A 23,874-nucleotide genomic window follows, 5' to 3' on the forward strand; every position below is an offset into this window, starting at 1 on the left:
CGTTCGGGCCGATGCGGGGGTTCGGGGGCGGCAGTCCCTGAGGCCGGTGTCGGCGGTCGGGATGGAGCGCGTCTTCCAGCCCGTCCGGCGTTTGAGGACGAGGCCGTCCAGGCCGAAGCGGGGCCCGGGGGCGGCAGCCCCCGAGGACGGCGCGCCGACAGCCGACGGCACGTCACAGGCACTCGCACCCCCAGCGGAGCGCCCCGGTAGCCTTGCCGCCCGTGACCCCAACCCTCATCTGGATCCTCGTCGCGCTCGTCGTGATCGGCCTGTACCTGAGCTGGACGGCGGGGCGCCTGGACCGGCTGCACGCCCGGATCGACGCGGCCCGCGCCGCACTCGACGCCCAGCTGCTCCGCCGCGCCTCGGTGGCGCAGGAGCTGGCGACCTCGGGTGTCCTGGACCCGGCCGCCTCGATCGTGCTGTACGAGGCGGCGCACGCCGCCCGGCAGGCGGTGGAGGAGCAGCGCGAGGTCGCGGAGAGCGAGCTGAGTCAGGCGCTGCGCGCCGTGTTCGCGGAGGCGCCGCAGGTGGACGCGGTCCGGGAGGCGCCCGGGGGAGAGGCCGCGACGCTGGAGCTGGCCGAGGCGGTGCGCCGGGTGCCGATGGCCCGCCGCTTCCACAACGACGCGGTGCGGGCGGCCCGGGCGCTGCGTCGGCACCGCAAGGTGCGCTGGTTCCGGCTGGCGGGCCACGCCCCGTTCCCGATGGCCTTCGAGATGGACGACGAGCCCCCGGCCGCCCTGGTCGAACGGGTGGCGTAGCACCGCCCCCGCGCGCACGGTACGCGCACCGCACCGCACCGGGCCCGGCGGCTCGGTGACCCGGCGGCCCGGCGGCCCGGTGGCCCGGTGGCCCGGAAAACGATCCACCGGCTTCCCATTGGCCCTTGCTGTGGACTGGTCCGTTCACGTTTCCTCGGAGCTGCAGAAATCCTCTTCCCCCTCAGTGAGGTCACTCGTGTCCAGCACGCTCTCCGAAAACCAGGCCCCCGAGACCGGCACCGCCCGCGTGAAGCGCGGCATGGCCGAGCAGCTCAAGGGCGGCGTGATCATGGACGTCGTCACGCCGGAGCAGGCGAAGATCGCCGAGGACGCGGGCGCCGTCGCGGTCATGGCCCTGGAGCGGGTCCCGGCCGACATCCGCAAGGACGGCGGCGTGGCCCGCATGTCCGACCCGGACATGATCGAGGGCATCATCGAGGCCGTGTCCATCCCGGTGATGGCCAAGTCCCGCATCGGCCACTTCGTCGAGGCCCAGGTGCTGCAGTCGCTCGGCGTCGACTACATCGACGAGTCCGAGGTGCTCACCCCGGCCGACGAGGTCAACCACTCCGACAAGTGGTCGTTCACCACCCCCTTCGTCTGCGGTGCCACCAACCTGGGCGAGGCCCTGCGCCGCATCGCCGAGGGCGCCGCCATGATCCGCTCCAAGGGCGAGGCCGGCACCGGCAACGTCGTCGAGGCCGTGCGCCACCTGCGCCAGATCAAGAACGAGATCGCCAGGCTGCGTGGCTACGACAACCACGAGCTGTACGCCGCCGCCAAGGAGCTGCGCGCCCCGTACGAGCTGGTCAAGGAGGTCGCCGACCTGGGCAGGCTGCCCGTCGTGCTGTTCTCCGCCGGCGGTGTGGCCACGCCCGCCGACGCCGCCCTGATGCGTCAGCTCGGTGCCGAGGGCGTCTTCGTCGGCTCGGGCATCTTCAAGTCGGGCGACCCGGCCAAGCGGGCCGCGGCGATCGTGAAGGCGACCACCTTCTACGACGACCCGAAGATCATCGCGGACGCGTCCCGCAACCTGGGCGAGGCCATGGTCGGCATCAACTGCGACACCCTCCCCGAGGCCGAGCGCTACGCCAACCGCGGCTGGTAGGCGCCCGGATGCCCGCTTCACCTGTGATCGGCGTCCTGGCCCTCCAGGGCGACGTACGGGAGCACCTGGTGGCCCTGGCCGCGGCCGACGCCGTGGCCAGGCCCGTGCGGCGCCCCGAGGAGCTCGCCGGGGTGGACGGTCTCGTCCTGCCCGGCGGCGAGTCGACCACCATCTCCAAGCTGGCCGTCCTCTTCGGCCTGCTGGAGCCGCTGCGCGCCCGCGTCCGCGAGGGCATGCCCGTCTACGGCACCTGCGCCGGGATGATCCTGCTCGCCGACAAGATCCTGGACCCGCGCTCCGGGCAGGAGACCGTCGGCGGCATCGACATGATCGTGCGCCGCAACGCCTTCGGACGGCAGAACGAGTCCTTCGAGGCGGCCGTCGACGTGCGGGGCGTGCCGGGCGATCCGGTGCACGGGGTGTTCATCCGCGCCCCGTGGGTCGAGTCCGTGGGCGCCCGCGCGGAGGTGCTCGCCGAGCACGACGGCCACATCGTCGCGGTCCGTCAGGGCAACGCGCTGGCCACGTCGTTCCACCCGGAACTGACCGGCGACCACCGGGTCCATGCGCTGTTCGTGGACATGACACGCGCGTGCCGGCGGGCCGAGTCCTTGTAGGATTCCATGCGTTCGTTGCAGGGATGGGTTACGCGAAGGAGACAGGCAGATGTCCGGCCACTCTAAATGGGCCACGACGAAGCACAAGAAGGCCGTCATCGATGCCAAGCGCGGCAAGCTCTTCGCGAAGCTGATCAAGAACATCGAGGTGGCGGCCCGGATGGGCGGTGCCGACCCCGAAGGCAACCCCACGCTCTACGACGCCATCCAGAAGGCCAAGAAGCAGTCGGTTCCCAACAAGAACATCGACTCCGCGGTCAAGCGGGGCGCGGGCCTGGAGGCCGGCGGCGCCGACTACGAGACGATCATGTACGAGGGCTACGGTCCGAACGGTGTCGCGGTGCTCATCGAGTGCCTCACCGACAACCGCAACCGTGCCGCCTCCGAGGTCCGCGTCGCCATGACGCGCAACGGCGGCTCCATGGCCGACCCGGGCTCCGTGTCGTACCTGTTCAACCGCAAGGGCGTCGTGATCGTCCCCAAGGGCGAGCTGTCCGAGGACGACGTGCTGGGTGCCGTGCTCGACGCGGGCGCCGAGGAGGTCAACGACCTCGGTGAGTCCTTCGAGGTCATCAGCGAGCCGACCGACCTGGTCGCGGTGCGCACCGCCCTCCAGGACGCCGGCATCGACTACGAGTCCGCCGACGCCAACTTCGTCCCGACCATGCAGGTCGAGCTGGACGAGGAGGGCGCGAAGAAGATCTTCAAGCTGATCGACGCGCTCGAGGACAGCGACGACGTGCAGAACGTCTTCGCCAACTTCGATGTCAGCGACGAGATCATGGAGAAGGTCGACGCGTAGCCCGCGCCGGGGCGATGCGCTACACACGCGGTGGAACGGCACACCGGGCCGACGGGACGACCCCGTCGGCCCGTTGCCTTGCCCGGGGTTGTCGGTGGCAGCGGATAGCCTGCACGGACGGACGACGGCCAGGGAAGGTGGAGCGTGCGCGTACTGGGGGTGGACCCGGGTCTGACCCGGTGCGGCGTCGGGGTGGTCGAGGGAGTCGCCGGACGGCCGCTCACCATGCTCGGCGTCGGGGTCGTGCGGACGCCCGCCGACGCCGACCTGGGCCGGCGCCTGGTCGCCCTCGAGGAGGGCCTGGAGCAGTGGCTGGACGAGCACCGGCCGGAGTCCGTCGCCGTGGAGCGCGTCTTCAGCCAGCACAACGTACGCACGGTCATGGGCACGGCCCAGGCCAGCGCCGTCGCCCTGCTGTGCGCCTCCCGCCGCGGCCTGCCCGTCGCCCTGCACACCCCCAGTGAGGTCAAGGCCGCCGTCACCGGCTCGGGCCGTGCCGACAAGGCCCAGGTCGGCGCCATGGTGACCCGGTTGCTGCGGCTCGACGCGCCACCGAAGCCCGCCGACGCCGCCGACGCGCTCGCGCTCGCCATCTGCCACATCTGGCGGGCCCCCGCCCAGAACCGCCTCCAGCAGGCGGTCGCCCGGCACGCCGGGGCGGCGGCGCCCGCGGAGCGACGACCCGCCGCGCGGCGCCCGGCCGCGCGCACACCCGCCGCGGGGACCACCGCGGCACCGAACCCATCGAAGGGGCGCCCCGCATGATCGCCTTCGTCAGCGGCACGGTCGCCGCACTCGCCCCCGACGCCGCGGTCGTCGAGGTCGGCGGCGTCGGCATGGCCGTCCAGTGCACGCCGAACACCCTGTCCGCGCTGCGCGTCGGGCAGCACGCCCGGCTGGCCACGTCCCTGGTGGTCCGCGAGGACTCCCTGACGCTGTACGGCTTCGCGGACGACGACGAACGCCAGACGTTCGAGCTGCTCCAGACCGCCAGCGGCGTCGGCCCCCGCCTCGCCCAGGCCATGCTGGCCGTGCACAGCCCCGACGCCCTGCGCCGTGCCGTCGCCACCGCCGACGAGAAGGCGCTCACCGCCGTCCCCGGCATCGGCAAGAAGGGCGCCCAGAAACTGCTGCTGGAACTCAAGGACCGGCTCGGCGAACCCCTCGGCGCCCCCTCCGTCGGCGCCCCCGTCACCACCGGCTGGCGCGACCAGCTGCACGCCGCCCTGATCGGCCTCGGCTACGCGAGCCGCGAGGCCGACGAGGCGGTCACCGCCGTGGCACCCCAGGCCGAGGCGGCCGGCGGCCCCCCGCAGATCGGCGTCCTGCTGAAGGCGGCGCTGCAGACCCTCAACCGCGCCCGATAGCCCGCGGCCCACCGCTAGGAGACCTTTCAGTGAACTGGGACGACACGACCGACACCCCCGCTCCCGAGCGGCTGGTGGGCCCTGTCGCCGACCGGGAGGACCAGGCCGTCGAGGCCGCCCTGCGCCCCAAGGACCTGGGCGAGTTCATCGGCCAGGAGAAGGTGCGCGAACAGCTCGACCTGGTGCTGCGCGCCGCGCGGGCCCGCGGCGCCACCGCCGACCACGTCCTGCTCTCCGGCGCCCCGGGTCTCGGCAAGACCACCCTTTCGATGATCATCGCCGCGGAGATGGAGGCGCCCATCCGCATCACCTCCGGGCCGGCCATCCAGCACGCGGGCGACCTCGCCGCGATCCTGTCCTCGCTCCAGGAGGGCGAGGTCCTCTTCCTCGACGAGATCCACCGCATGTCCCGGCCCGCCGAGGAGATGCTGTACATGGCGATGGAGGACTTCCGCGTCGACGTCATCGTCGGCAAGGGCCCCGGCGCCACCGCCATCCCGCTGGAGCTGCCGCCCTTCACCCTCGTCGGCGCCACCACCCGCGCGGGCCTGCTGCCGCCCCCGCTGCGCGACCGGTTCGGCTTCACCGCGCACATGGAGTTCTACGAGCCCGCTGAGCTGGAGCGGGTCGTGCACCGGTCCGCGAGCCTGCTCGACGTGGAGATCGACACCGACGGCGCCGCCGAGATCGCCGGCCGCTCCCGCGGCACCCCGCGCATCGCCAACCGCCTGCTGCGCCGCGTCCGTGACTACGCGCAGGTCAAGGCGGACGGCCGGATCGACCGGGAGATCGCCGCGGCGGCCCTCAAGGTGTACGAGGTGGACACCCGGGGCCTGGACCGGCTCGACCGGGCGGTGCTCGAAGCGCTGCTCAAGCTGTTCGGCGGGGGACCGGTGGGCCTGTCCACGCTCGCCGTCGCGGTGGGCGAGGAACGTGAGACGGTGGAAGAGGTGGCGGAGCCCTTCCTCGTACGGGAGGGGCTGCTGGCCCGCACCCCGCGCGGCCGGGTCGCCACCCCGGCGGCATGGACGCACCTCGGCCTCGTACCGCCGCGTTCCGGGGCCGCCGGAAACGGACAAGGGGACCTGTTCGGGGCGTGACCGTGGCGACGGTGGCCCGGGCAGGAACCCGGGTGCCATGCTGAGCGTTGTTCCCTGCGCGCGGACTCGCCTAGACTCCGCCGATGCCGCCGTTGCCGGTGGCGCCACACACCCCCAACCAACAGGCCGTTCACCAGCACGGTCATGTGAAGGAAGTTCCGACCCGTGAGTCTCCTGACCCTCCTCCCGTTCATTGTGCTCATCGGGGCCATGTTCCTGATGACCCGGTCGGCCAAGAAGAAGCAGCAGCAGGCCATCGAGATGCGGAACCAGATGCAGCCGGGTTCCGGCGTCCGCACCATCGGGGGCATGTACGCCACGGTCAAGGAGGTCAGCGAGGACACCGTCCTGCTCGACGCCGGACCGGGCGTGGAACTGCTGTTCGCCAAGAACTCCATCGGTGCCGTCCTCAGCGACGAGGAGTACAACCAGATCGTCCACGGCATCGAGCACGACCTGAAGTCCGACGGCGACCTCGTCCCGGACGACGCCTCCTCCCTCACGGAAACCGACGAGTCCTCCGACGCCGACGCCTCCGAGGACAAGCCCGTCGACTTCGGCAAGAAGGACGCGGCCGACGAGCCGTCCGACGCCGTCGACGAGGCCGGGGCGGACGACAAGGCGAAGAAGACCGACGGCGGCTCAGAAGCGAAGTAGTCGTCCCGGGGGGCGCGGGTCCTCAGGGTCCGCGCCCCCCGCGAGACGGCCGGCTCGCAGGACATCCCCACACCATGTCATGGCCGCGCCACGCCTTCCTCGGGTGACGTCGCGGCCCGAGAGGGAGTAACAAGAAGGTGGCTGCACTCAAAAAGGGACAGAAGGCGAGCGCCCAAAGCAAGCCCGGGCGCTCGCTGGCCCTGATTCTGATCGCCCTCGTGGCGCTCACCGGAGGCATGTTCGCCTCCGGACACACCACTCCGCGGCTCGGTATCGACCTGGCGGGCGGCACGAGCATCACGCTCGCCGCGGTCCCCGAGGCCGGCCAGGAGTCCGCGATCAACAAGACGAACATGGACACGGCCGTCTCCATCATGGAGCGCCGGGTCAACGGGCTGGGTGTCTCCGAGGCCGAGGTCCAGACCCAGGGCACCCGCAACATCATCGTCAACATTCCCAAGGGCACGAATTCCGAACAGGCCCGGGAACAGGTCGGCACCACCGCGAAGCTCTACTTCCGCCCGGTCCTGAAGCGGGACCGGTCCGGCGCCGCCGCGACGCCCGACTCCGGCGCGTCCCCCAGTGCCTCCGCGAGCACGGGGTCCGGCGAGGACGCCGACGGCGACCAGGCGGCTTCCCCCACCCCGACGGACGGCGCCACCTCACAGGGCCGCGCCGTCACCGAGGCGCTGAAGGCGGACCCGACGCCCGGCGCATCCGCCTCCGCGAGCGGTTCCGGCAAGGGCGCCGGCGGCATCGAGGCACAGTACGCCGCGCTCGACTGCACCAAGCCCGCCCAGCGCGTCGACGCGGGCAAGGGCGTCAAGCCCACCGAGGGCACCGTGGCCTGCGGCCAGGACTCGGCGGGACAGTGGCAGAAGTACCTGCTCGGCCCGGCCGAGGTCGAGGGCGGCGACGTCGACAAGGCGGAGGCCGTCTACGACACCCAGGGCGGCGCCGGCTGGAAGGTCACGCTGGGATTCACCGACGGCGGCTCCAAGAAGTTCGCCTCCATCACCGGCAAGCTGGCGCAGAAGCAGTCCCCGCAGAACGAGTTCGCCATCGTCCTGGACGGGAACGTCGTCTCCAACCCCTACGTCCGGCAGGCCCTCAGCGGCTCGGCCGAGATCTCCGGGAACTTCAAGCAGGAGGAGGCCAAGAACCTGGCCAACATCCTGTCCTACGGCTCCCTGCCCCTGTCCTTCCGTGAGGACAGCGTCACCACCGTGACCGCCGCGCTCGGCGGTGAGCAGCTGCAGGCCGGCCTGATCGCGGGCGCCATCGGCCTCGCCCTGGTCGTGCTCTACCTGCTCTTCTACTACCGCGGCCTGTCCTTCATCGCGATCCTGTCGCTGCTGGTGTCCGCCGCGCTGACCTACGTGATCATGTCGCTGCTCGGCCCGACCATCGGCTTCGCGCTGAACCTGCCGGCCGTGTGCGGTGCCATCGTCGCGATCGGCATCACGGCCGACTCCTTCATCGTGTTCTTCGAACGGGTCCGGGACGAGATCCGTGAGGGCCGCTCCCTGCGCCCCGCCGTGGAGCGGGCCTGGCCGCGCGCCCGGCGCACCGTGCTGGTCTCCGACTTCGTGTCGTTCCTCGCCGCCGCGGTCCTCTTCGTCGTCACCGTCGGCAAGGTCCAGGGCTTCGCGTTCACGCTCGGCCTCACCACGGTCCTCGACGTCGTCGTGGTCTTCTTCTTCACCAAGCCGCTGCTGACGCTGATGGCCCGCCGGCCCTTCTTCGCCCGCGGACACAAGTGGTCCGGTCTGGACCCGAAGGCCCTCGGCGCCAAGCCGCCGCTGCGGCGCACCCGCCGTCCCGTCCCCGCCACCGTCGGCGCCGTCGAATCGAAGGAGGCCTGAGATGTCCAAGCTGGGCAACCTCGGCGCCCGCCTGCACCACGGCGAGGCCGGCTACGACTTCATCAAGAACCGCTGGATCTGGTACGGCGTCTCCGTCCTGATCACCATCGCGGCCGTCCTCGGCCTCGGGGTGCGCGGCCTGCACATGGGCATCGAGTTCCAGGGCGGCGCGGTCTTCACCACGCCGAAGAACATGAGCGCCTCCGTCTCCGCGGCCGAGGGCTACGCGGAGAGTGCCTCCGGGCACGACGCCATCGTCCAGAAGCTGGGCGACGGCAGCCTGCGGATCCAGGTCGCGGGCATCGACACCAAGGAGTCGGACCGGATCAAGGACCGGCTGGCCGACGACCTCCAGCTGGACGGCGAGCAGATCAACGCCGAACTGGTCGGCCCCAGCTGGGGCGAGCAGATCGCCAACAAGGCCTGGCAGGGCCTGGGCATCTTCCTGTTCCTGGTCGTGATCTATTTGGCGATCGCCTTCGAGTGGCGCATGGCCGTCGCCGCCTTCGTCGCGCTGATCCACGACATCACCATCACCGTCGGTATCTACGCCCTGGTCGGTTTCGAGGTCACGCCGGGCACGGTGATCGGTCTGCTGACCATCCTCGGCTACTCGCTCTACGACACGGTCGTGGTCTTCGACAGCCTCAAGGAACAGACCAGGGACATCACCAAGCAGACCCGCTGGACCTACAGCGAGATCGCCAACCGGTCCATCAACGGCACCCTGGTGCGCTCGGTCAACACCACGGTCGTGGCACTGCTGCCGGTGGCGGGTCTGCTGTTCATCGGCGGCGGCGTCCTCGGCGCCGGCATGCTCAACGACATCTCGCTCTCGCTGTTCGTCGGCCTCGCCGCGGGCGCGTACTCCTCGATCTTCATCGCCACCCCGCTCGTCGCCGACCTCAAGGAGCGCGAGCCCGCCATGAAGTCCCTGAGGAAGCGCGTGCTGGCCAAGCGGGCCCATGGCGGGGACGATTCCCAGGACACCCCGCCCGCCACGGCGGGGTACGACGACGGCCTGGAGGCAGCGGCCCCGGCCGTCGTCGGCCCACGCAACCAGCCGGCCTCCCGCAGCCGCGGGCGCGGCCGGCCCTCAGGAAAGCGACGATGACCGACATCCAAGAACTGCTCCTCAGCCGGATCAGGGACGTGCCGGACCACCCCGAGCCCGGGGTGATGTTCAAGGACATCACCCCGCTCCTCGCGGACCCGGCGGCCTTCACCGCGCTCACCGACGCCCTCGCCGGCATCGCGGCGGCCACGGGCGCCACGAAGATCGTCGGGCTGGAGGCCCGCGGCTTCATCCTCGGCGCCCCGGTCGCGGTACGGGCCGGCCTGGGTTTCATCCCCGTGCGCAAGGCGGGCAAGCTCCCCGGGGCGACCCTCGCCCAGGCCTACGACCTCGAATACGGCTCAGCCGAGATCGAGGTGCACGCGGAGGACATCTGCGCCGGTGACCGGATCCTGGTGGTGGACGACGTGCTCGCCACCGGCGGCACCGCCGAGGCGTCCCTGCAGCTCGTCCGCAGGGCGGGCGCCGAGGTCTCGGGCCTCGCCGTGCTGATGGAGCTGGGCTTCCTCGGCGGCCGTGCCCGGGTGGAGCCGGCCCTCCTCGGTGCCCCGCTGGAGGCGCTGCTCACGGTCTGACCTGCATCACCCACACATGAGGACCGGCCCCTCCCGAGGGGCCGGTCCTCATACGTCGGCGGTGAGGACCGGAACCTCAGAAGTTTCTCAAGTCCCTGGAGCCATCGGGTAGTTGTTCGATTTGATGTGGGGCGTCGCTCATGACCAGGGCGACACCGACAGAGGAGAACAATGATCTCGCGAAAGATCGCTACGGGGGCCGTAGCACTGATGTCCGCCGCAACCCTGGGGGCGGCCGCCGCTCCCGCCGGCGCGACCACGGAGAAGGACACGGCGATCGTGATCGACGCCGCCCAGCTGGTGCCGGAGGCGGACGACGGCGGGGCGACCGCCGGGGCCGCGAAGGCCGGCGTCGAGGTGGCGGCCACTCCCATGGCCTGCGGCAGCTGGAAGCGCGCCGTCGGCATCCCGTTCAAGTGGAGCAAGGAGATCAAGAACGGCTGCGGTCTCTTCGGCCGGGACGGCCTTAAGGTGACCTACGAGTGGAAGGCCGAGCGCGGCAAGCCCTGCATCAAGGTGAAGGGCTTCGTGAAGGGCAAGACGAAGTGGTACAACGCCGGCTGCGGCGCCTCCGGCAAGATCAAGAACGTGCCGTGGGGCAATGTGCTGGCCGAGAAGGGCATCAAGGTCAAGGGAGCGTCCCTGTTCGTGTGGCGCTGACGGTCCGCGCGGTCCACGGACCGCAGGTGACCTGACCGAGGGAGTCCTCCCCCCAGCGGGGAGGGCTCCCTCCGGCGTCGCCGGGCGGCCCGTCCGCCCGGCGCCCGTCCACCGCGTCCCGGGGGTGGACCGTTCTCACACCGCTCCCCGGGCGATCCGCGGGCGGGGGATGGCTACCATGGACTCTTCCGGAGCCTGACCGGGGGACCCGGACCGCGCACGAGGAGTCCTCTTGCCAGACGAGGCCCAGCACCTGACCGCCGCCAAGCCCGAGCCCGCCTCGGCCCCCGCGGCCAAGCCCGCACCGAGCGCGCCGCAGGCGAAGAACGACACCCGCGGTCCGGTCCAGCATGCCCAGGCCACCCCCGTAGACAAGCCCGAGCAGCCGCGGCCCAAGCCGTCCCCGCCCCCGGAGCGCTCCGCCCCCGCGGTCCGCCCGAACACCGGCCAGCCCGCCCGCTCCGGCTCCTCCAACCGCGTCCGCGCCCGTCTCGCCCGGCTCGGCGTGCAGCGCGCCAACCCGTACAACCCGGTGCTGGAGCCGCTGCTGCGGATCGTGCGCAGCAACGACCCCAAGATCGAGAACTCGACGCTCCGCCAGATCGAGAAGGCGTACCAGGTCGCCGAGCGCTGGCACCGCGGCCAGAAGCGCAAGAGCGGCGACCCGTACATCACGCACCCGCTGGCCGTCACCACCATCCTCGCCGAGCTGGGCATGGACCCGGCCACGCTGATGGCCGGCCTGCTGCACGACACCGTGGAGGACACCGAGTACGGCCTGGAGGACCTGCGCCGCGACTTCGGCGACGTGGTCACCCTGCTCGTCGACGGCGTCACGAAGCTGGACAAGGTCAAGTTCGGCGAGGCCGCCCAGGCCGAGACCGTGCGCAAGATGGTCGTCGCCATGGCCAAGGACCCCCGGGTCCTGGTCATCAAGCTCGCCGACCGGCTGCACAACATGCGCACCATGCGCTACCTCAAGCGCGAGAAGCAGGAGAAGAAGGCGCGCGAGACCCTGGAGATCTACGCGCCGCTCGCCCACCGCCTGGGCATGAACACCATCAAGTGGGAGCTGGAGGACCTCGCCTTCGCGATCCTCTACCCCAAGATGTACGACGAGATCGTCCGCCTGGTCGCCGAGCGCGCCCCCAAGCGCGACGAGTACCTCGCCATCGTCACCGACGAGGTGCAGCAGGACCTGCGGGCGGCCCGCATCAAGGCCACCGTCACCGGCCGCCCCAAGCACTACTACAGCGTCTACCAGAAGATGATCGTCCGCGGCCGTGACTTCGCGGAGATCTACGACCTGGTGGGCATCCGCGTCCTCGTGGACACCGTCCGCGACTGCTACGCGGCCCTCGGCACGGTGCACGCGCGATGGAACCCGGTCCCCGGCCGGTTCAAGGACTACATCGCGATGCCCAAGTTCAACATGTACCAGTCGCTGCACACCACGGTGATCGGCCCCGGCGGCAAGCCCGTCGAGCTGCAGATCCGCACCTTCGACATGCACCGCCGCGCCGAGTACGGCATCGCCGCGCACTGGAAGTACAAGCAGGAGGCAGTGGCCGGCGCCTCCAAGATCCGCACCGACGCGCCCAAGTCGTCCGGCAAGAGCAAGGACGACCACCTCAACGACATGGCGTGGCTGCGGCAGCTGCTGGACTGGCAGAAGGAGACCGAGGACCCGGGCGAGTTCCTGGAGTCCCTGCGCTTCGACCTGTCCCGCAACGAGGTCTTCGTCTTCACCCCCAAGGGCGATGTCATAGCGCTCCCCGCGGGCGCCACCCCCGTCGACTTCGCGTACGCGGTGCACACCGAGGTGGGCCACCGCACGATAGGGGCCCGGGTCAACGGCCGCCTGGTGCCGCTGGAGTCGACCCTCGACAACGGCGACCTGGTGGAGGTCTTCACCTCCAAGGCGGCCGGCGCCGGCCCGTCCCGCGACTGGCTCGGCTTCGTCAAGTCGCCCCGCGCCCGCAACAAGATCCGCGCCTGGTTCTCCAAGGAGCGCCGCGACGAGGCGATCGAGCAGGGCAAGGACTCCATCGTCCGCGCCATGCGCAAGCAGAACCTGCCCATCCAGCGCATCCTCACCGGCGACTCCCTGGTCACCCTGGCGCACGAGATGCGCTACTCCGACATCTCCGCCCTGTACGCGGCGATCGGCGAGGGCCACGTGTCCGCGCAGAACATCGTGCAGAAGCTGGTGCAGGCCCTCGGCGGCGAGGAGGCGGCCACCGAGGAGATCGACGAGTCGGTCCCGCCGGCCCGCAGCCGCCGCAAGCGCCGCTCCAGCGCCGACCCCGGCGTCGTCGTCAAGGGCGTCGAGGACGTGTGGGTGAAACTGGCCCGCTGCTGCACCCCGGTGCCCGGCGACCCGATCATCGGCTTCGTCACCCGCGGCAGCGGCGTCTCGGTGCACCGCAGCGACTGCGTCAACGTCGACTCGCTGTCCAGGGAGCCCGAGCGCATCCTCGACGTGGAGTGGGCGCCCACCCAGTCGTCGGTCTTCCTGGTCGCCATCCAGGTCGAGGCGCTGGACCGCTCCCGGCTGCTCTCGGACGTCACGCGCGTGCTGTCCGACCAGCACGTCAACATCCTCTCGGCGGCCGTGCAGACCTCCCGCGACCGCGTCGCCACCTCCCGCTTCACCTTCGAGATGGGCGACCCCAAGCACCTGGGCCACGTCCTGAAGGCGGTACGGGGCGTGGAGGGCGTCTACGACGTCTACCGGGTCACCTCGGCCCGCAACCGCACCTGAGGGCCGGGCAACCGCACCTCAGGGACGGCACACGCAAAGGGGGCTGCCGCACCGGCCGGTGCGGCAGCCCCCTTTGCGTGTGCCCGGGCGGACCGGCGGCTCAGCCGCCGAACTCCTGCAGACCCTTCAGCGCCTGGTCGAGCAGCGCCTGACGGCCCTCGAGCTCCCGCTCCAGCTTCTGCGCCTTCGCGTCGTTGCCCTGCGCCCGGGCCTGCTCGATCTGCCCCTGCAGCTTGTCGACGGCCGCCTGCAGCTGACCGGTCAGACCCGCGGCACGCGCGCGTGCCTCCGGGTTGGTCCGGCGCCACTCGGCCTCCTCGGCCGCCTGCAGCGCCCGCTCCACGGCCTGCATCCGGCCCTCGACCTTCGGGCGGGCGTCCCGCGGCACGTGGCCGATGGCCTCCCAGCGCTCGTTGACCGCGCGGAACGCGGCACGGGCGGCCTTCAGGTCGGTGACCGGCAGGAGCTTCTCGGCCTCGCCGGCCAGCTCCTCCTTCAGCTTCAGGTTCTCCGCCTGCTCGGCGTCCCGCTCGGCGAACACCGAGCTGCGGGCGGCGAAGAAGACGTCCTGCGCGCCGCGGAAGCGGTTCCACAGGTCGTCCTCGTGCTCGCGCTGGGCACGGCCGGCCGCCTTCCACTCCGCCATCAGCTCGCGGTAGCGCGCGGCCGTCGCACCCCACTCCGTGGAGTCCGACAGCGACTCGGCCTCCGCGACCAGCCGTTCCTTGGTGCGGCGGGCCTCCTCGCGCTGCGCGTCGAGCTGCGCGAAGTGCTGCTTGCGCCGCTTGGAGAACGCCGAGCGGGCGTGCGAGAAGCGGTGCCACAGCTCGTCGTCGGACTTGCGGTCCAGCCGGGGCAGGCCCTTCCAGGTGTCCACCAGGGCCCGCAGCCGCTCACCGGCCGCCCGCCACTGGTCGGACTGCGCCAGCTCCTCCGCCTCGGTGACCAGCGCCTCCTTGGCCCGGCGGGCCTCCTCGGCCTGCCTGGCCCGCTGCGCCCTGCGCTCCTCGCGCCGCGCCTCCACCAGCTCCACCAGCTTGTCCAGCCGGACCCGCAGGGCGTCCAGGTCGCCCACCGCGTGGTGGGCGTCGACCTGCTCACGCAGGTGGTCGATGGCGGTCCGGGCGTCCTTGGAGGACAGGTCGGTGGTCTTCACTCGCTTCTCGAGGAGGCCGATCTCGACAACCAGGCCCTCGTACTTGCGCTCGAAGTAGGCCAGGGCTTCCTCGGGGGAACCCGCCTGCCAGGAACCGACGACCTTCTCACCGTCGGCCGTCCGCACGTACACGGTCCCCGTCTCGTCGACGCGGCCCCACGGGTCGCTGCTCACAGCGCCTCCTCCACATGATGCCGTCGAGGGGCCTCGAAGCTCCCCCGGGCATCGTCCACAGTTTCGTCACGGCCAACATAAGCGACCGACGGGACCCCTGTCCGCATCCCGCGCGACCGAGATGGCCCAGTTGACGGTCAGGATTCCGTGACCGTCGCCTTGTCGATCACGACCGTCGCATGGGGCGCGGTGTTGCCGGTCGTGGGGTCGGGGGCCGTGGCTCCCGCGGCGGCGATTTTCTTCAGCACCTCCATGCCCGGCTTCGAGACGGTGCCGAACGGTGTGTAGTTGGGCGGGAGCTGGCTGTCCTGGTAGACCAGGAAGAACTGGCTGCCGCCACTGTCCTTCTGCCCGGTATTGGCCATCGCGACCGTGCCCGCCGGGTAGACGTTGTCCTTGAGGCTCTTGTCCTTGAGGTTCTCGTCCGGGATCGTGTAGCCCGGCCCGCCGGTGCCGGTGGCCGTCGGGTCACCGCACTGCAGCACGTAGATGCCCTCGGTGGTCAGCCGGTGGCACTTGGTGTGGTCCAGGTAGCCCTGGCCGAGCAGGAAGCGGAACGAGTTCACCGTGTGCGGCGCGTCCTTGGCCTTGAGGGCCACGTCGATGTCGCCGCAGGTCGTCTCCAGCTTCATCGTGTACGACGCCGACCTGTCGATCTCGAGCGCCGGTTCCTTCTTCCAGGTCTTGGTCACGGGCTCGCCCGGCGCGGGCTTTTCGCACGGGTCCGGCACCTTGCTCGTCGGCGGAGCGCTCGGGGTGACCTCCGCGCCCGCATTGGCGCTGGCGTCGTCGTCCTGCTGGAACACCCCGGCCGTGTACAGCGCCCCGCTGCCGATCAGCACCACACCGAGCGCCGAGGCGATCACCGCGTTGCGCGTGCGCGCCTTGCGCCGTGCTTCGGTGCGCCGCTGCTGCTGGCGCAAGAACTTCTCCCGGGCGAGCTGACGCCGCCGCTGTTCCTGTCTGACCACCGGGTTGTCTCCTCATGCGTCTCGTGTGCCGGCCGGTACGCGTGCGTGCGGTGAAGCCGACCGCCTGCGTCTGCCCCGTACCGTATATGGGTTCGCTGTGGAATCGGCAGCGCCGGTAGGCTCTGACCACGGGCGCAGCCCGTCGCAAGCCTCCCGTACCGACCCAACGAAGGACGATCGTGCTCATTGCCGGGTTCCCCGCCGGGGCCTGGGGGACGAACTGTTATCTCGTCGCCCCCGCCGCCGGTGAGGAGTGCGTGATCATCGACCCCGGCCACCAGGCCGCCGACGGCGTCGCGGAGGCGGTCCGCAAGCACCGCCTGAAGCCGGTCGCCGTCGTCCTCACCCACGGACACATCGACCACGTCGCCTCGGTCGTCCCGGTCTGCGGCGCGCACGACGTGCCCGCCTGGATCCACCCGCAGGACCGGTACATGATGAGCGACCCCGAGAAGGGCATCGGCCGTGCCATCGGCATGCCGCTGATGGGGGAGCTGACCGTGGGCGAGCCGGACGACCTCAGGGAACTCACCGACGGCGCGCGGCTGAAGCTGGCGGGCCTGGAGTTCTCCGTCGCGCACGCGCCGGGCCATACCAAGGGGTCGGTGACCTTCGGCCTGCCCGAGGCGGCGGACATCCCGCCGGTCATGTTCTCGGGCGACCTGCTGTTCGCCGGCTCCATCGGACGCACCGACCTGCCCGGCGGTGACATGGCCGAGATGCTCGACTCGCTGGCCCGCGTGTGCCTGCCGCTCGACGACTCGACCGTGGTGCTGTCCGGTCACGGCCCCCAGACGACCATCGGCCAGGAGCGCGCCACCAACCCGTATCTGCGGCAGGTGGCCGCCGGCCAGGGAGCGGACGTGGACGCTCCCCGACGAGGAATGTGACGAGTACTTCCGTGAGCACCTTCAAGGCCCCCAAGGGCACCTACGACCTGATCCCGCCGGACAGCGCCAAGTACCTGGCCGTGCGCGACGCCATCGCCGCGCCGCTGCGGGGCTCCGGCTACGGCTACATCGAGACGCCGGGCTTCGAGAACGTCGAACTGTTCGCGCGCGGTGTCGGGGAGTCCACCGACATCGTCACCAAGGAGATGTACGCCTTCGAGACCAAGGGCGGCGACCGGCTCGCCCTGCGCCCCGAGGGCACCGCCTCGGTGCTGCGCGCCGCCCTGGAGGCCAACCTGCACAAGGCGGGCAACCTCCCGGTCAAGCTCTGGTACTCGGGTTCGTACTACCGCTACGAGCGCCCGCAGAAGGGCCGCTACCGCCACTTCTCGCAGGTCGGTGCCGAGGCGATCGGCGCGGAGGACCCGGCCCTGGACGCCGAGCTGATCATCCTCGCCGACCAGGCGTACCGCTCGCTGGGCCTGAGCGAGTTCCGCATCCTGCTCAACAGCCTCGGCGACCAGGAGTGCCGCCCGGTGTACCGGGCCGCGCTGCAGGACTTCCTGCGCGGCCTGGACCTGGACGAGGACACCCTGCGCCGCGCGGAGATCAACCCGCTGCGCGTCCTGGACGACAAGCGGGAGTCGGTGCAGAAGCAGCTCGGCGGCGCCCCGCTGCTGCGCGACTACCTCTGCGACGCCTGCAAGGCGTACCACGAGGAGGTCCGTGAGCTGATCACGGCGGCCGGCGTCGCCTTCGAGGACGACGCCCGGCTGGTGCGCGGCCTGGACTACTACACCCGCACCACCTTCGAGTTCGTCCACGACGGCCTGGGCTCCCAGTCCGCGGTGGGCGGCGGCGGCCGCTACGACGGCCTGTCGGAGATGATCGGCGGCCCCGCCCTGCCGTCCGTCGGCTGGGCCCTCGGCGTCGACCGCACCGTGCTGGCCCTGGAGGCGGAGGGTGTCGAGCTCGAACTCCCCGCCACTACCAGCGTGTTCGCGGTACCGCTCGGCGAGGAGGCCCGCCGGGTGCTGTTCACCAAGGTCACCGAGCTGCGCAAGAACGGCGTCGCCGCCGACTTCGCCTACGGCGGCAAGGGCCTCAAGGCCGCCATGAAGGCCGCCCACCGCTCCGGCGCCCGCTACGCCCTGGTGCTGGGCGAGCGCGACCTGGCCGAGGGCGTCGTCCAGCTCAAGGACATGGAGTCCGGCGAGCAGAGCGCGGTCGGGGTCAACGAGATCGTCGCGGAGCTGGAGTCCCGGCTCGGCTGACACGGCGTACGACGAAGGCGCCGGGTGCCCGCGGGCACCCGGCGCCTTCGTCAACTCCGCGGGCCGTGATCCACTCCGCGGAGGGACCCCGGTGGGAGTGCGTGTGCGAGCCGGGCACGGACGTCGGCCGGAACCGCACGCTCCCGGGCGAGCGCCCGTATGGTCGTGTGCCCGCGGGGCCCCGTGCACACAGGAGGGTGCGGCACAATGGCCCTGCCCGAAGCAGGTCCACACACCCAGTGACGGAATCGGCGTGATGAGCAAGACGACAGTCAAGGACGTCTCCATGGAGCCCCAGCCCTCGCCGGAACGTGCCGCAGCACCACGCAGGGAGGGCGCGAGCCGGGCCCTCGCCCTGCTGCTGGTGATCACCGGTGCCGCGGGGGTGCTCGCGGCCTGGGTCATCACGCTGGACAAGTTCAAGCTGCTCGAGGCCGAGGTCAAGGGCGAGACGTTCACCCCCGGGTGCAGCCTCAACCCCGTCGTCTCCTGCGGCAGCGTGATGCAGAGCGACCAGGCCTCCGTGTTCGGCTTCCCGAACCCGATGCTCGGCCTGGTCACCTACGGCATCGTGGTCTGCGTCGGGATGAGCCTGCTGGCCGGGGCCCGCTTCCCCCGCTGGTACTGGCTCACGCTCAACGCCGGCACCCTGTTCGGCACGGTCTTCTGCGCCTGGCTGATGTACCAGTCCCTGTACCGGATCAACGCCCTGTGCCTGTGGTGCTGCCTGGCCTGGGTCGCCACCCTCGTCATGTTCTGGTACGTCACCTCCTTCAACGTCCGCAACGGCTTCCTGCCCGCCCCCGGCTGGCTCAGGAGCTTCTTCGGCGAGTTCACCTGGGTCCTGCCCGTGCTGCACGTCGGCGTCATCGGGATGCTGATCCTGACCCGCTGGTGGACCTTCTGGACCGGCTGACCGCCCGGCCGCACTGTCGGTGCGGTCCTTTAGGGTTGCGGACGTGGAGCCCGACCTGTTCACCGCCGCAGCAGAAGAACGCCAGGAGAAGGACCCGGCCGGCAGTCCCCTGGCGGTCCGGATGCGCCCCCGCACCCTCGACGAGATGGTGGGACAGCAGCACCTGCTCAAGCCGGGCTCACCCCTGCGCCGGCTGGTCGGCGAGGGGTCCGGCGGCCCGGCCGGCCCCTCCTCGGTGATCCTCTGGGGCCCGCCCGGCACCGGCAAGACCACCCTGGCCTACGTCGTCTCCAAGGCGACCGACAAGCGCTTCGTCGAACTGTCCGCGATCACCGCCGGGGTCAAGGAGGTGCGCGCCGTCATCGACGGCGCCCGCCGCGCCTCCGGCGGATACGGCCAGGAGACCGTCCTCTTCCTGGACGAGATCCACCGCTTCAGCAAGGCCCAGCAGGACTCCCTGCTGCCCGCCGTGGAGAACCGCTGGGTCACCCTGATCGCCGCCACCACCGAGAACCCCTACTTCTCGGTCATCTCCCCGCTGCTCTCCCGCTCGCTCCTGCTGACCCTGGAGCCCCTCACCGACGACGACCTGCGCGGCCTGCTGACCCGGGCCCTGACCGACGAACGCGGCCTGAAAGGCTCCCTGACCCTCCCCGACGACACCGCGGACCACCTGCTGCGCATCGCGGGCGGCGACGCCCGCCGCGCCCTCACCGCCCTGGAGGCCGCCGCGGGGGCCGCGCTCGACAAGGGGGAGCCGGAGATCTCCCTGACCACCCTGGAGGAGACCGTCGACCGGGCGGCGGTGGCCTACGACCGCGACGGCGACCAGCACTACGACGTCGCCAGCGCCCTGATCAAGTCGATCCGCGGATCCGACGTGGACGCCGCCCTGCACTATCTGGCCCGCATGATCGAGGCCGGTGAGGACCCCCGCTTCATCGCCCGCCGGCTGATGATCTCCGCGAGCGAGGACATCGGACTGGCCGACCCGAACGCGCTGCCGATCGCGGTCGCCGCCGCCCAGGCCGTCGCCATGATCGGCTTCCCCGAGGCGGCGCTCACGCTCAGCCACGCCACCATCGCCCTGGCGCTCGCCCCCAAGTCCAACGCGGCCACCACCGCCATCGGCGCCGCCCTGGACGACGTGCGCAAGGGCCACGCCGGGCCCGTGCCGTCGCATCTGCGTGACGGGCACTACAAGGGCGCCGCCAAGCTGGGCCACGCCAAGGGCTACGTCTACCCGCACGACCTGCCCGAGGGCATCGCCGAGCAGCAGTACGCCCCGGACGCCCTCAAGGACCGCACCTACTACGCGCCCACCCGGCACGGCGCCGAGGCGCGGTACGCGGACGCGGTCGAATGGACCAGGAAGCACCTCGGTCGGAAGCGGTCCTGACCACCCTGTAGAATCACCCGAAGCGCTGCGTCCCGTGTCCGGTCCCGTCAGGAGAGCCGGCATCACCAGAGCGGGACATCCAGCCGGAGACCCGGCCCCCGGGCGGGGTTCTCCAGGAGCGTCGCGCACCGGCGAACGGTGTCGCGGGCAGCCCACCACCACCCGGAATCCCGGGACCGGCCGGTGGGCCGCTCGCGTGCTGCACGTATGTGCCCAGACCAGGGAGCGGCTGCCCGGCAGGTCCACTGCGGACCCGCGGGGTTTCCCCGGCTGCGGATGCGACCTCCCTTAACCCTGGTGAGCCGGAAACTTTGGAAAAGAGACAGAGACAGTGGCGAATCAGTCCCGCCCCAAGGTCAAGAAGTCGCGTGCCCTCGGTATCGCGCTGACCCCGAAGGCCGTCAAGTACTTCGAGGCCCGCCCCTACCCGCCGGGCGAGCACGGCCGCGGCCGCAAGCAGAACTCGGACTACAAGGTCCGTCTGCTGGAGAAGCAGCGTCTGCGCGCGCAGTACGACGTGAGCGAGCGCCAGCTCGTCCGCGCCTACGAGCGGGCCGCCAAGACGACCATCAAGACCGGTGACGCCCTCGTCATCGAGCTCGAGCGCCGTCTCGACGCGCTGGTCCTGCGTTCGGGCATCGCCCGCACGATCTACCAGGCCCGCCAGATGGTCACGCACGGCCACATCCAGGTCAACGGCAAGAAGGTCGACAAGCCCTCCTTCCGTGTCCGCCCGGACGACGTCGTGCAGGTCCGTGAGCGCAGCAAGGACAAGACGCTCTTCACGATCGCCCGCGAGGGCGGCTTCGCCCCCGACGGCGAGACCCCGCGCTACCTCCAGGTGAACCTCAAGGCCCTGGCGTTCCGCCTGGACCGTGAGCCGAACCGCAAGGAGATCCCGGTGATCTGCGACGAGCAGCTCGTCGTCGAGTACTACGCCCGCTGACCCCAGCAGGCACGCGGTACCTCAGCCCGCCGTCTCCCCGCCCTTCCGGGTGGGCGAGGCGGCGGGTTCCTGCGTCCGGGGCACCTCCGCCGCGGGCGGCACCCGCAGCGGCACCGGCCCCGCGGACCCCGGCGCCCCCGGCCCCCGGCGCAGCGCCCGGGCCACCGCCGCGTCCCGCCCCAGCGACGCCCCCCTGCTCACACACTCCTCGTACCCGGCGTCACCGAGCTCCTGCCGGGCCCGCGCCTCGCAGATCACCCGCGGCGCGCCGTAGTGCGCGGAGCCGAACAGCCGCAGCCCCACCGCCCGCCACATCCGGCCGGCCGCCCCCTGGAGCACCGCCGCCTCGGCCGCGTCCCCCTCGGACACCGTCACCAGCGCCAGCAGCTCCAGCGCGAGCACCGACCCGAGCAGGTCGCTGAAGCCGTGCGCCCCGGCCAGGCAGTCGTCGAGCAGGTCACGGGCCGCCGCGCAGTCGCCGTCCCGCCAGGCCGCGTACGCCAGCACGTAGAGCGCGTAACCGCGGGCCCACCGCTCGCCGTGGTCGTCGCACACCCGCCGCACCTCCTCGCACAGGCGCACGGCGTCGGACAGGTGCCCCTGGAACGCCCGGGCCATGGCCAGCTCGACCCGGCCCATGAGCACGTTGCTGTTGAGCTCTCCGGCCTGCTCGTACCGCTCGAGGGCCGAGCGCAGCAGGGTCTGGGCCCGGGGCATGTCGTCCGTGACCAGGGCCACGCAGCCGGTGCGGTGCTCCGCGTAGGCCAGCGCGGCCGGGCTGTCGGTGCGCTCGGCCTCCCGGCCGCACTCCTGGAGCGCGGCCAGCGCGGGCCCGGTGTCGCCCTGGAGGATCGCCACGTGGCCCAGCACCCAAAGGGCCTTCAGCCGGGACCGCTCGTGACCCGAGTCGAGGCGGGCGGCCTGCTCCAGCCAGTGCCGTCCCTCCGAGAGCCGCCCGCAGCCCACCCAGTAGAACCACAGGGAGCCCGCCAGGTACTGGCCGAGGTGGGCCTCCTCCGGGTCGGTCAGGGCCAGCTCCAGCGCACGGCGCAGATTCGGCAGCTCCGCTTCCGCGCGGGCGGCGATCTCACCCTGCCGCGGGGAGAACCAGTCCAGCTCCCACCAGGTGGCGAGGCCCACGTACCAGTCCCGGTGCCGCCGTCCGAGCCGCTCCTCGTCGCCCGCCCCGGCCAGCCACTCGGCGCCGTACGCCCGCAGGGTGTCCAGCATCCGGTAGCGCACCCCCGCCGGGGTCTCCTCCCGGGTCACCACCGACTGGGCCAGCAGGGCCGACAGCACGTCCAGCACGTCCTCGGCCGGCAGACCGTCCCCGCCGCAGACGTACTCGGCCGCCTCCAGGTCGAAGCCGTCCGCGAACACCGACAGCCGCGCCCACAGCAACCGCTCCCGGGGCGTGCACAGTTCATGGCTCCAGCCGACCGCCGTGCGCAGCGCCCGGTGCCGGGGCAGGCCGTCGCGCCGGCCGCCGCGCAGCAGCCGGAACCGGTCGTCGAAGCGTTCGAGCAACTGGGCGGCCGACAGCGTGCCCAGCCGCCCCGCGGCCAGCTCCACCGCCAGCGGAAGGCCCTCCAGCCGTCTGCACAGCTCCCGCGCCACCCGCTCGTCGCCGACCGCGGCGCCCTGCCGTTCCGCCCGCTCGGCCAGCAGCCGCACCGACTCGTCCTCGTCCATCGGCGCCAGCGGGAACAGCCGCTCCCCGGCCACCGCCAGCGGCCTGCGCCCCACCGCCAGCACGCGCAGCCCCGGCGCCCGGCCCAGCAGCCGCGACACCAGCCCGGCGCAGGTGTCCACCAGGTGCTCGAAGCCGTCCAGCACCAGCAGCAGCCGCCGTCCGGCGAGATGGTCCAGCAGCACCTCGCGCGGCGGCCTGCCGGTGTGGTCGGTGATGCCGAGGGCCGCCGCCACCACGTGATCCACGCACTCCGGGTCCGTCAGCGCGGCCAGTTCCACCCGCCACACCCCGTCCCGCGGCCCCGCCGACGCGGCGGCCCGCACGGCCAGCCGGGACTTTCCGATGCCGCCGGGCCCGGTCACCGTCACCAGGCGCGACGCCCCAAGGGCACGGGACAGCCCGGCCAGTTCGGCCGAGCGGCCCACGAAGACGTCCGGTTCCAGGGGCAGATTGCCCTCCACCGGGGTGGGGGAGCAGCGAATTTCCCGCATGGGACACGGAGCGTACTGGCCCGTAAACACCGCGTACAATCGCTTCCCGCGATTCCCGCGCCGCCGCACGGTAATGCGGTACGGAGTCCCACCCCCGGCGCGATAGGCTCGGTGCCACGACTTTCTCGATGTCCAGGCAGGTACAGGGAGCGGGTGCACAGTGTCCGGTGGAGAGGTGGCCGGCATTCTGGTGGCCGTGTTCTGGGCGATTCTGGTCTCCTTCCTCGCGGTGGCTCTCGTGAGGCTGGCCCAGACGCTCAGGGCGACCGCCAAGCTGGTCGCGGACGTGACCGACCAGGCCGTTCCGCTGCTCGCCGACGCCTCCGCGGCGGTGCGGTCCGCGCAGACCCAGATCGAGCGGGTCGACGCGATCGCGTCCGACGTCCAGGAGGTCACCTCCAACGCCTCCGCCCTGTCCACCACCGTCGCCTCCACCTTCGGCGGCCCCCTGGTGAAGGTCGCCGCCTTCGGCTACGGCGTGCGCCGGGCCATCGGCGGCCGCAAGGAGGAGGACGCACCGGCGCGGGCCTCGCGGCGCACCGTGATCGTGGGCCGCACCGTCCCCGGTGCGCGACGGCAGAAGCGCACCCGCGGAAAGAGGGACTGACCC

General features: G+C 71.6%; 22 protein-coding genes. 19 read left to right on the plus strand and 3 right to left on the minus strand.

All coding sequences use genetic code 11. The features are described 5' to 3' along the window. The first annotated feature begins 221 nt into the window (after positions 1 to 221). The 13 genes from ACIRPP_RS16515 to relA all read left to right on the plus strand — a co-directional run bounded on the left by ACIRPP_RS16515 (position 222) and on the right by relA (position 13,354). On the plus strand, positions 222 to 764 hold the full coding sequence (locus tag ACIRPP_RS16515; RefSeq protein WP_192231710.1) for a hypothetical protein: 543 nt from the start codon (positions 222 to 224) through the stop codon (positions 762 to 764). Positions 765 to 960: 196 nt separating this feature from the next. Further along, positions 961 to 1,872, plus strand: a complete 912-nt coding sequence (pdxS, locus tag ACIRPP_RS16520) for a pyridoxal 5'-phosphate synthase lyase subunit PdxS (protein WP_164335858.1) — start codon at positions 961 to 963, stop codon at positions 1,870 to 1,872. Positions 1,873 to 1,880: 8 nt separating this feature from the next. Then, complete coding sequence (gene pdxT / locus ACIRPP_RS16525; RefSeq protein ID WP_192231712.1) at positions 1,881 to 2,489, plus strand: pyridoxal 5'-phosphate synthase glutaminase subunit PdxT; 609 nt, start codon at positions 1,881 to 1,883, stop codon at positions 2,487 to 2,489. Between the two features lie 49 nt (positions 2,490 to 2,538). Next, complete coding sequence (locus ACIRPP_RS16530; RefSeq protein ID WP_362093257.1) at positions 2,539 to 3,291, plus strand: YebC/PmpR family DNA-binding transcriptional regulator; 753 nt, start codon at positions 2,539 to 2,541, stop codon at positions 3,289 to 3,291. 144 nt (positions 3,292 to 3,435) lie between these two features. Next, positions 3,436 to 4,056, plus strand: coding sequence for a crossover junction endodeoxyribonuclease RuvC (ruvC, locus tag ACIRPP_RS16535; protein WP_403642783.1), 621 nt, complete (start codon positions 3,436 to 3,438; stop codon positions 4,054 to 4,056). Next, complete coding sequence (gene ruvA / locus ACIRPP_RS16540; RefSeq protein ID WP_403642786.1) at positions 4,053 to 4,658, plus strand: Holliday junction branch migration protein RuvA; 606 nt, start codon at positions 4,053 to 4,055, stop codon at positions 4,656 to 4,658. The genes ruvC and ruvA overlap by 4 nt, the downstream gene beginning before the upstream one ends. 29 nt (positions 4,659 to 4,687) lie before the next feature. After that, positions 4,688 to 5,758: a Holliday junction branch migration DNA helicase RuvB gene (gene ruvB / locus ACIRPP_RS16545; protein ID WP_164343712.1), complete on the plus strand. Its 1,071-nt coding sequence runs from the start codon at positions 4,688 to 4,690 to the stop codon at positions 5,756 to 5,758. A gap of 165 nt (positions 5,759 to 5,923) precedes the next feature. Then, positions 5,924 to 6,415, plus strand: coding sequence for a preprotein translocase subunit YajC (gene yajC, locus ACIRPP_RS16550; RefSeq protein WP_164343714.1), 492 nt, complete (start codon positions 5,924 to 5,926; stop codon positions 6,413 to 6,415). A gap of 137 nt (positions 6,416 to 6,552) precedes the next feature. Continuing rightward, the gene (gene secD / locus ACIRPP_RS16555) at positions 6,553 to 8,280 is read left to right on the plus strand and encodes a protein translocase subunit SecD (RefSeq protein WP_403642790.1); all 1,728 of its coding nucleotides are present in this window, start codon (positions 6,553 to 6,555) and stop codon (positions 8,278 to 8,280) included. A gap of 1 nt (position 8,281) precedes the next feature. Beyond that, positions 8,282 to 9,394, plus strand: a complete 1,113-nt coding sequence (secF, locus tag ACIRPP_RS16560; RefSeq protein WP_403642793.1) for a protein translocase subunit SecF — start codon at positions 8,282 to 8,284, stop codon at positions 9,392 to 9,394. Continuing rightward, entirely contained in the window at positions 9,391 to 9,930 is a 540-nt protein-coding gene (locus ACIRPP_RS16565) for an adenine phosphoribosyltransferase (protein WP_164332628.1), read from the plus strand. Before secF ends, ACIRPP_RS16565 begins: the two co-directional genes overlap by 4 nt. A 210-nt stretch (positions 9,931 to 10,140) precedes the next feature. Continuing rightward, on the plus strand, positions 10,141 to 10,590 hold the full coding sequence (locus ACIRPP_RS16570; RefSeq protein ID WP_403642795.1) for a hypothetical protein: 450 nt from the start codon (positions 10,141 to 10,143) through the stop codon (positions 10,588 to 10,590). 232 nt (positions 10,591 to 10,822) lie between these two features. Next, entirely contained in the window at positions 10,823 to 13,354 is a 2,532-nt protein-coding gene (gene relA, locus ACIRPP_RS16575) for a GTP pyrophosphokinase (RefSeq protein WP_403642798.1), read from the plus strand. Between the two features lie 100 nt (positions 13,355 to 13,454). Here the strand turns inward: relA and ACIRPP_RS16580 are convergent, their stop codons facing one another. Together ACIRPP_RS16580 and ACIRPP_RS16585 are read right to left on the minus strand one after the other, a co-directional pair. Next, positions 13,455 to 14,684: a DUF349 domain-containing protein gene (locus tag ACIRPP_RS16580; protein WP_403642801.1), complete on the minus strand. Its 1,230-nt coding sequence runs from the start codon at positions 14,682 to 14,684 to the stop codon at positions 13,455 to 13,457. A 137-nt stretch (positions 14,685 to 14,821) separates the two neighbouring features. Beyond that, a complete protein-coding gene (locus ACIRPP_RS16585) occupies positions 14,822 to 15,655 on the minus strand; it encodes a peptidylprolyl isomerase (protein ID WP_403642804.1) in 834 nt (277 codons plus the stop codon). Between the two features lie 179 nt (positions 15,656 to 15,834). Between ACIRPP_RS16585 and ACIRPP_RS16590 the strand changes: the two genes are divergently transcribed. The 5 genes from ACIRPP_RS16590 (at position 15,835) to rpsD (ending at position 21,080) form a co-directional block, all read left to right on the plus strand. Next, entirely contained in the window at positions 15,835 to 16,545 is a 711-nt protein-coding gene (locus tag ACIRPP_RS16590; protein WP_164332633.1) for an MBL fold metallo-hydrolase, read from the plus strand. An 11-nt stretch (positions 16,546 to 16,556) separates the two neighbouring features. Further along, positions 16,557 to 17,819 (plus strand): histidine--tRNA ligase, encoded by a 1,263-nt coding sequence (gene hisS, locus ACIRPP_RS16595; RefSeq protein WP_403642807.1) that lies wholly within the window; start codon positions 16,557 to 16,559, stop codon positions 17,817 to 17,819. A gap of 256 nt (positions 17,820 to 18,075) precedes the next feature. Next, the gene (locus tag ACIRPP_RS16600; protein ID WP_403642811.1) at positions 18,076 to 18,735 is read left to right on the plus strand and encodes a vitamin K epoxide reductase family protein; all 660 of its coding nucleotides are present in this window, start codon (positions 18,076 to 18,078) and stop codon (positions 18,733 to 18,735) included. Between the two features lie 43 nt (positions 18,736 to 18,778). After that, positions 18,779 to 20,134, plus strand: a complete 1,356-nt coding sequence (locus tag ACIRPP_RS16605; protein WP_403642814.1) for a replication-associated recombination protein A — start codon at positions 18,779 to 18,781, stop codon at positions 20,132 to 20,134. A gap of 331 nt (positions 20,135 to 20,465) precedes the next feature. After that, positions 20,466 to 21,080, plus strand: coding sequence for a 30S ribosomal protein S4 (gene rpsD, locus ACIRPP_RS16610; RefSeq protein WP_164332637.1), 615 nt, complete (start codon positions 20,466 to 20,468; stop codon positions 21,078 to 21,080). A 21-nt stretch (positions 21,081 to 21,101) separates the two neighbouring features. On the opposite strand, the gene ACIRPP_RS16615 is transcribed toward rpsD, so the two are convergent. Beyond that, positions 21,102 to 23,264, minus strand: coding sequence for an ATP-binding protein (locus tag ACIRPP_RS16615; RefSeq protein WP_403642819.1), 2,163 nt, complete (start codon positions 23,262 to 23,264; stop codon positions 21,102 to 21,104). Positions 23,265 to 23,424: 160 nt separating this feature from the next. Between ACIRPP_RS16615 and ACIRPP_RS16620 the strand changes: the two genes are divergently transcribed. Then, on the plus strand, positions 23,425 to 23,871 hold the full coding sequence (locus tag ACIRPP_RS16620) for a DUF948 domain-containing protein (RefSeq protein WP_403642822.1): 447 nt from the start codon (positions 23,425 to 23,427) through the stop codon (positions 23,869 to 23,871). Positions 23,872 to 23,874 lie beyond the last annotated feature (3 nt).

Origin of the sequence: Streptomyces sp. NPDC101219 (genome assembly GCF_044767675.1) — a bacterium.
GTDB lineage: Bacteria > Actinomycetota > Actinomycetes > Streptomycetales > Streptomycetaceae > Streptomyces.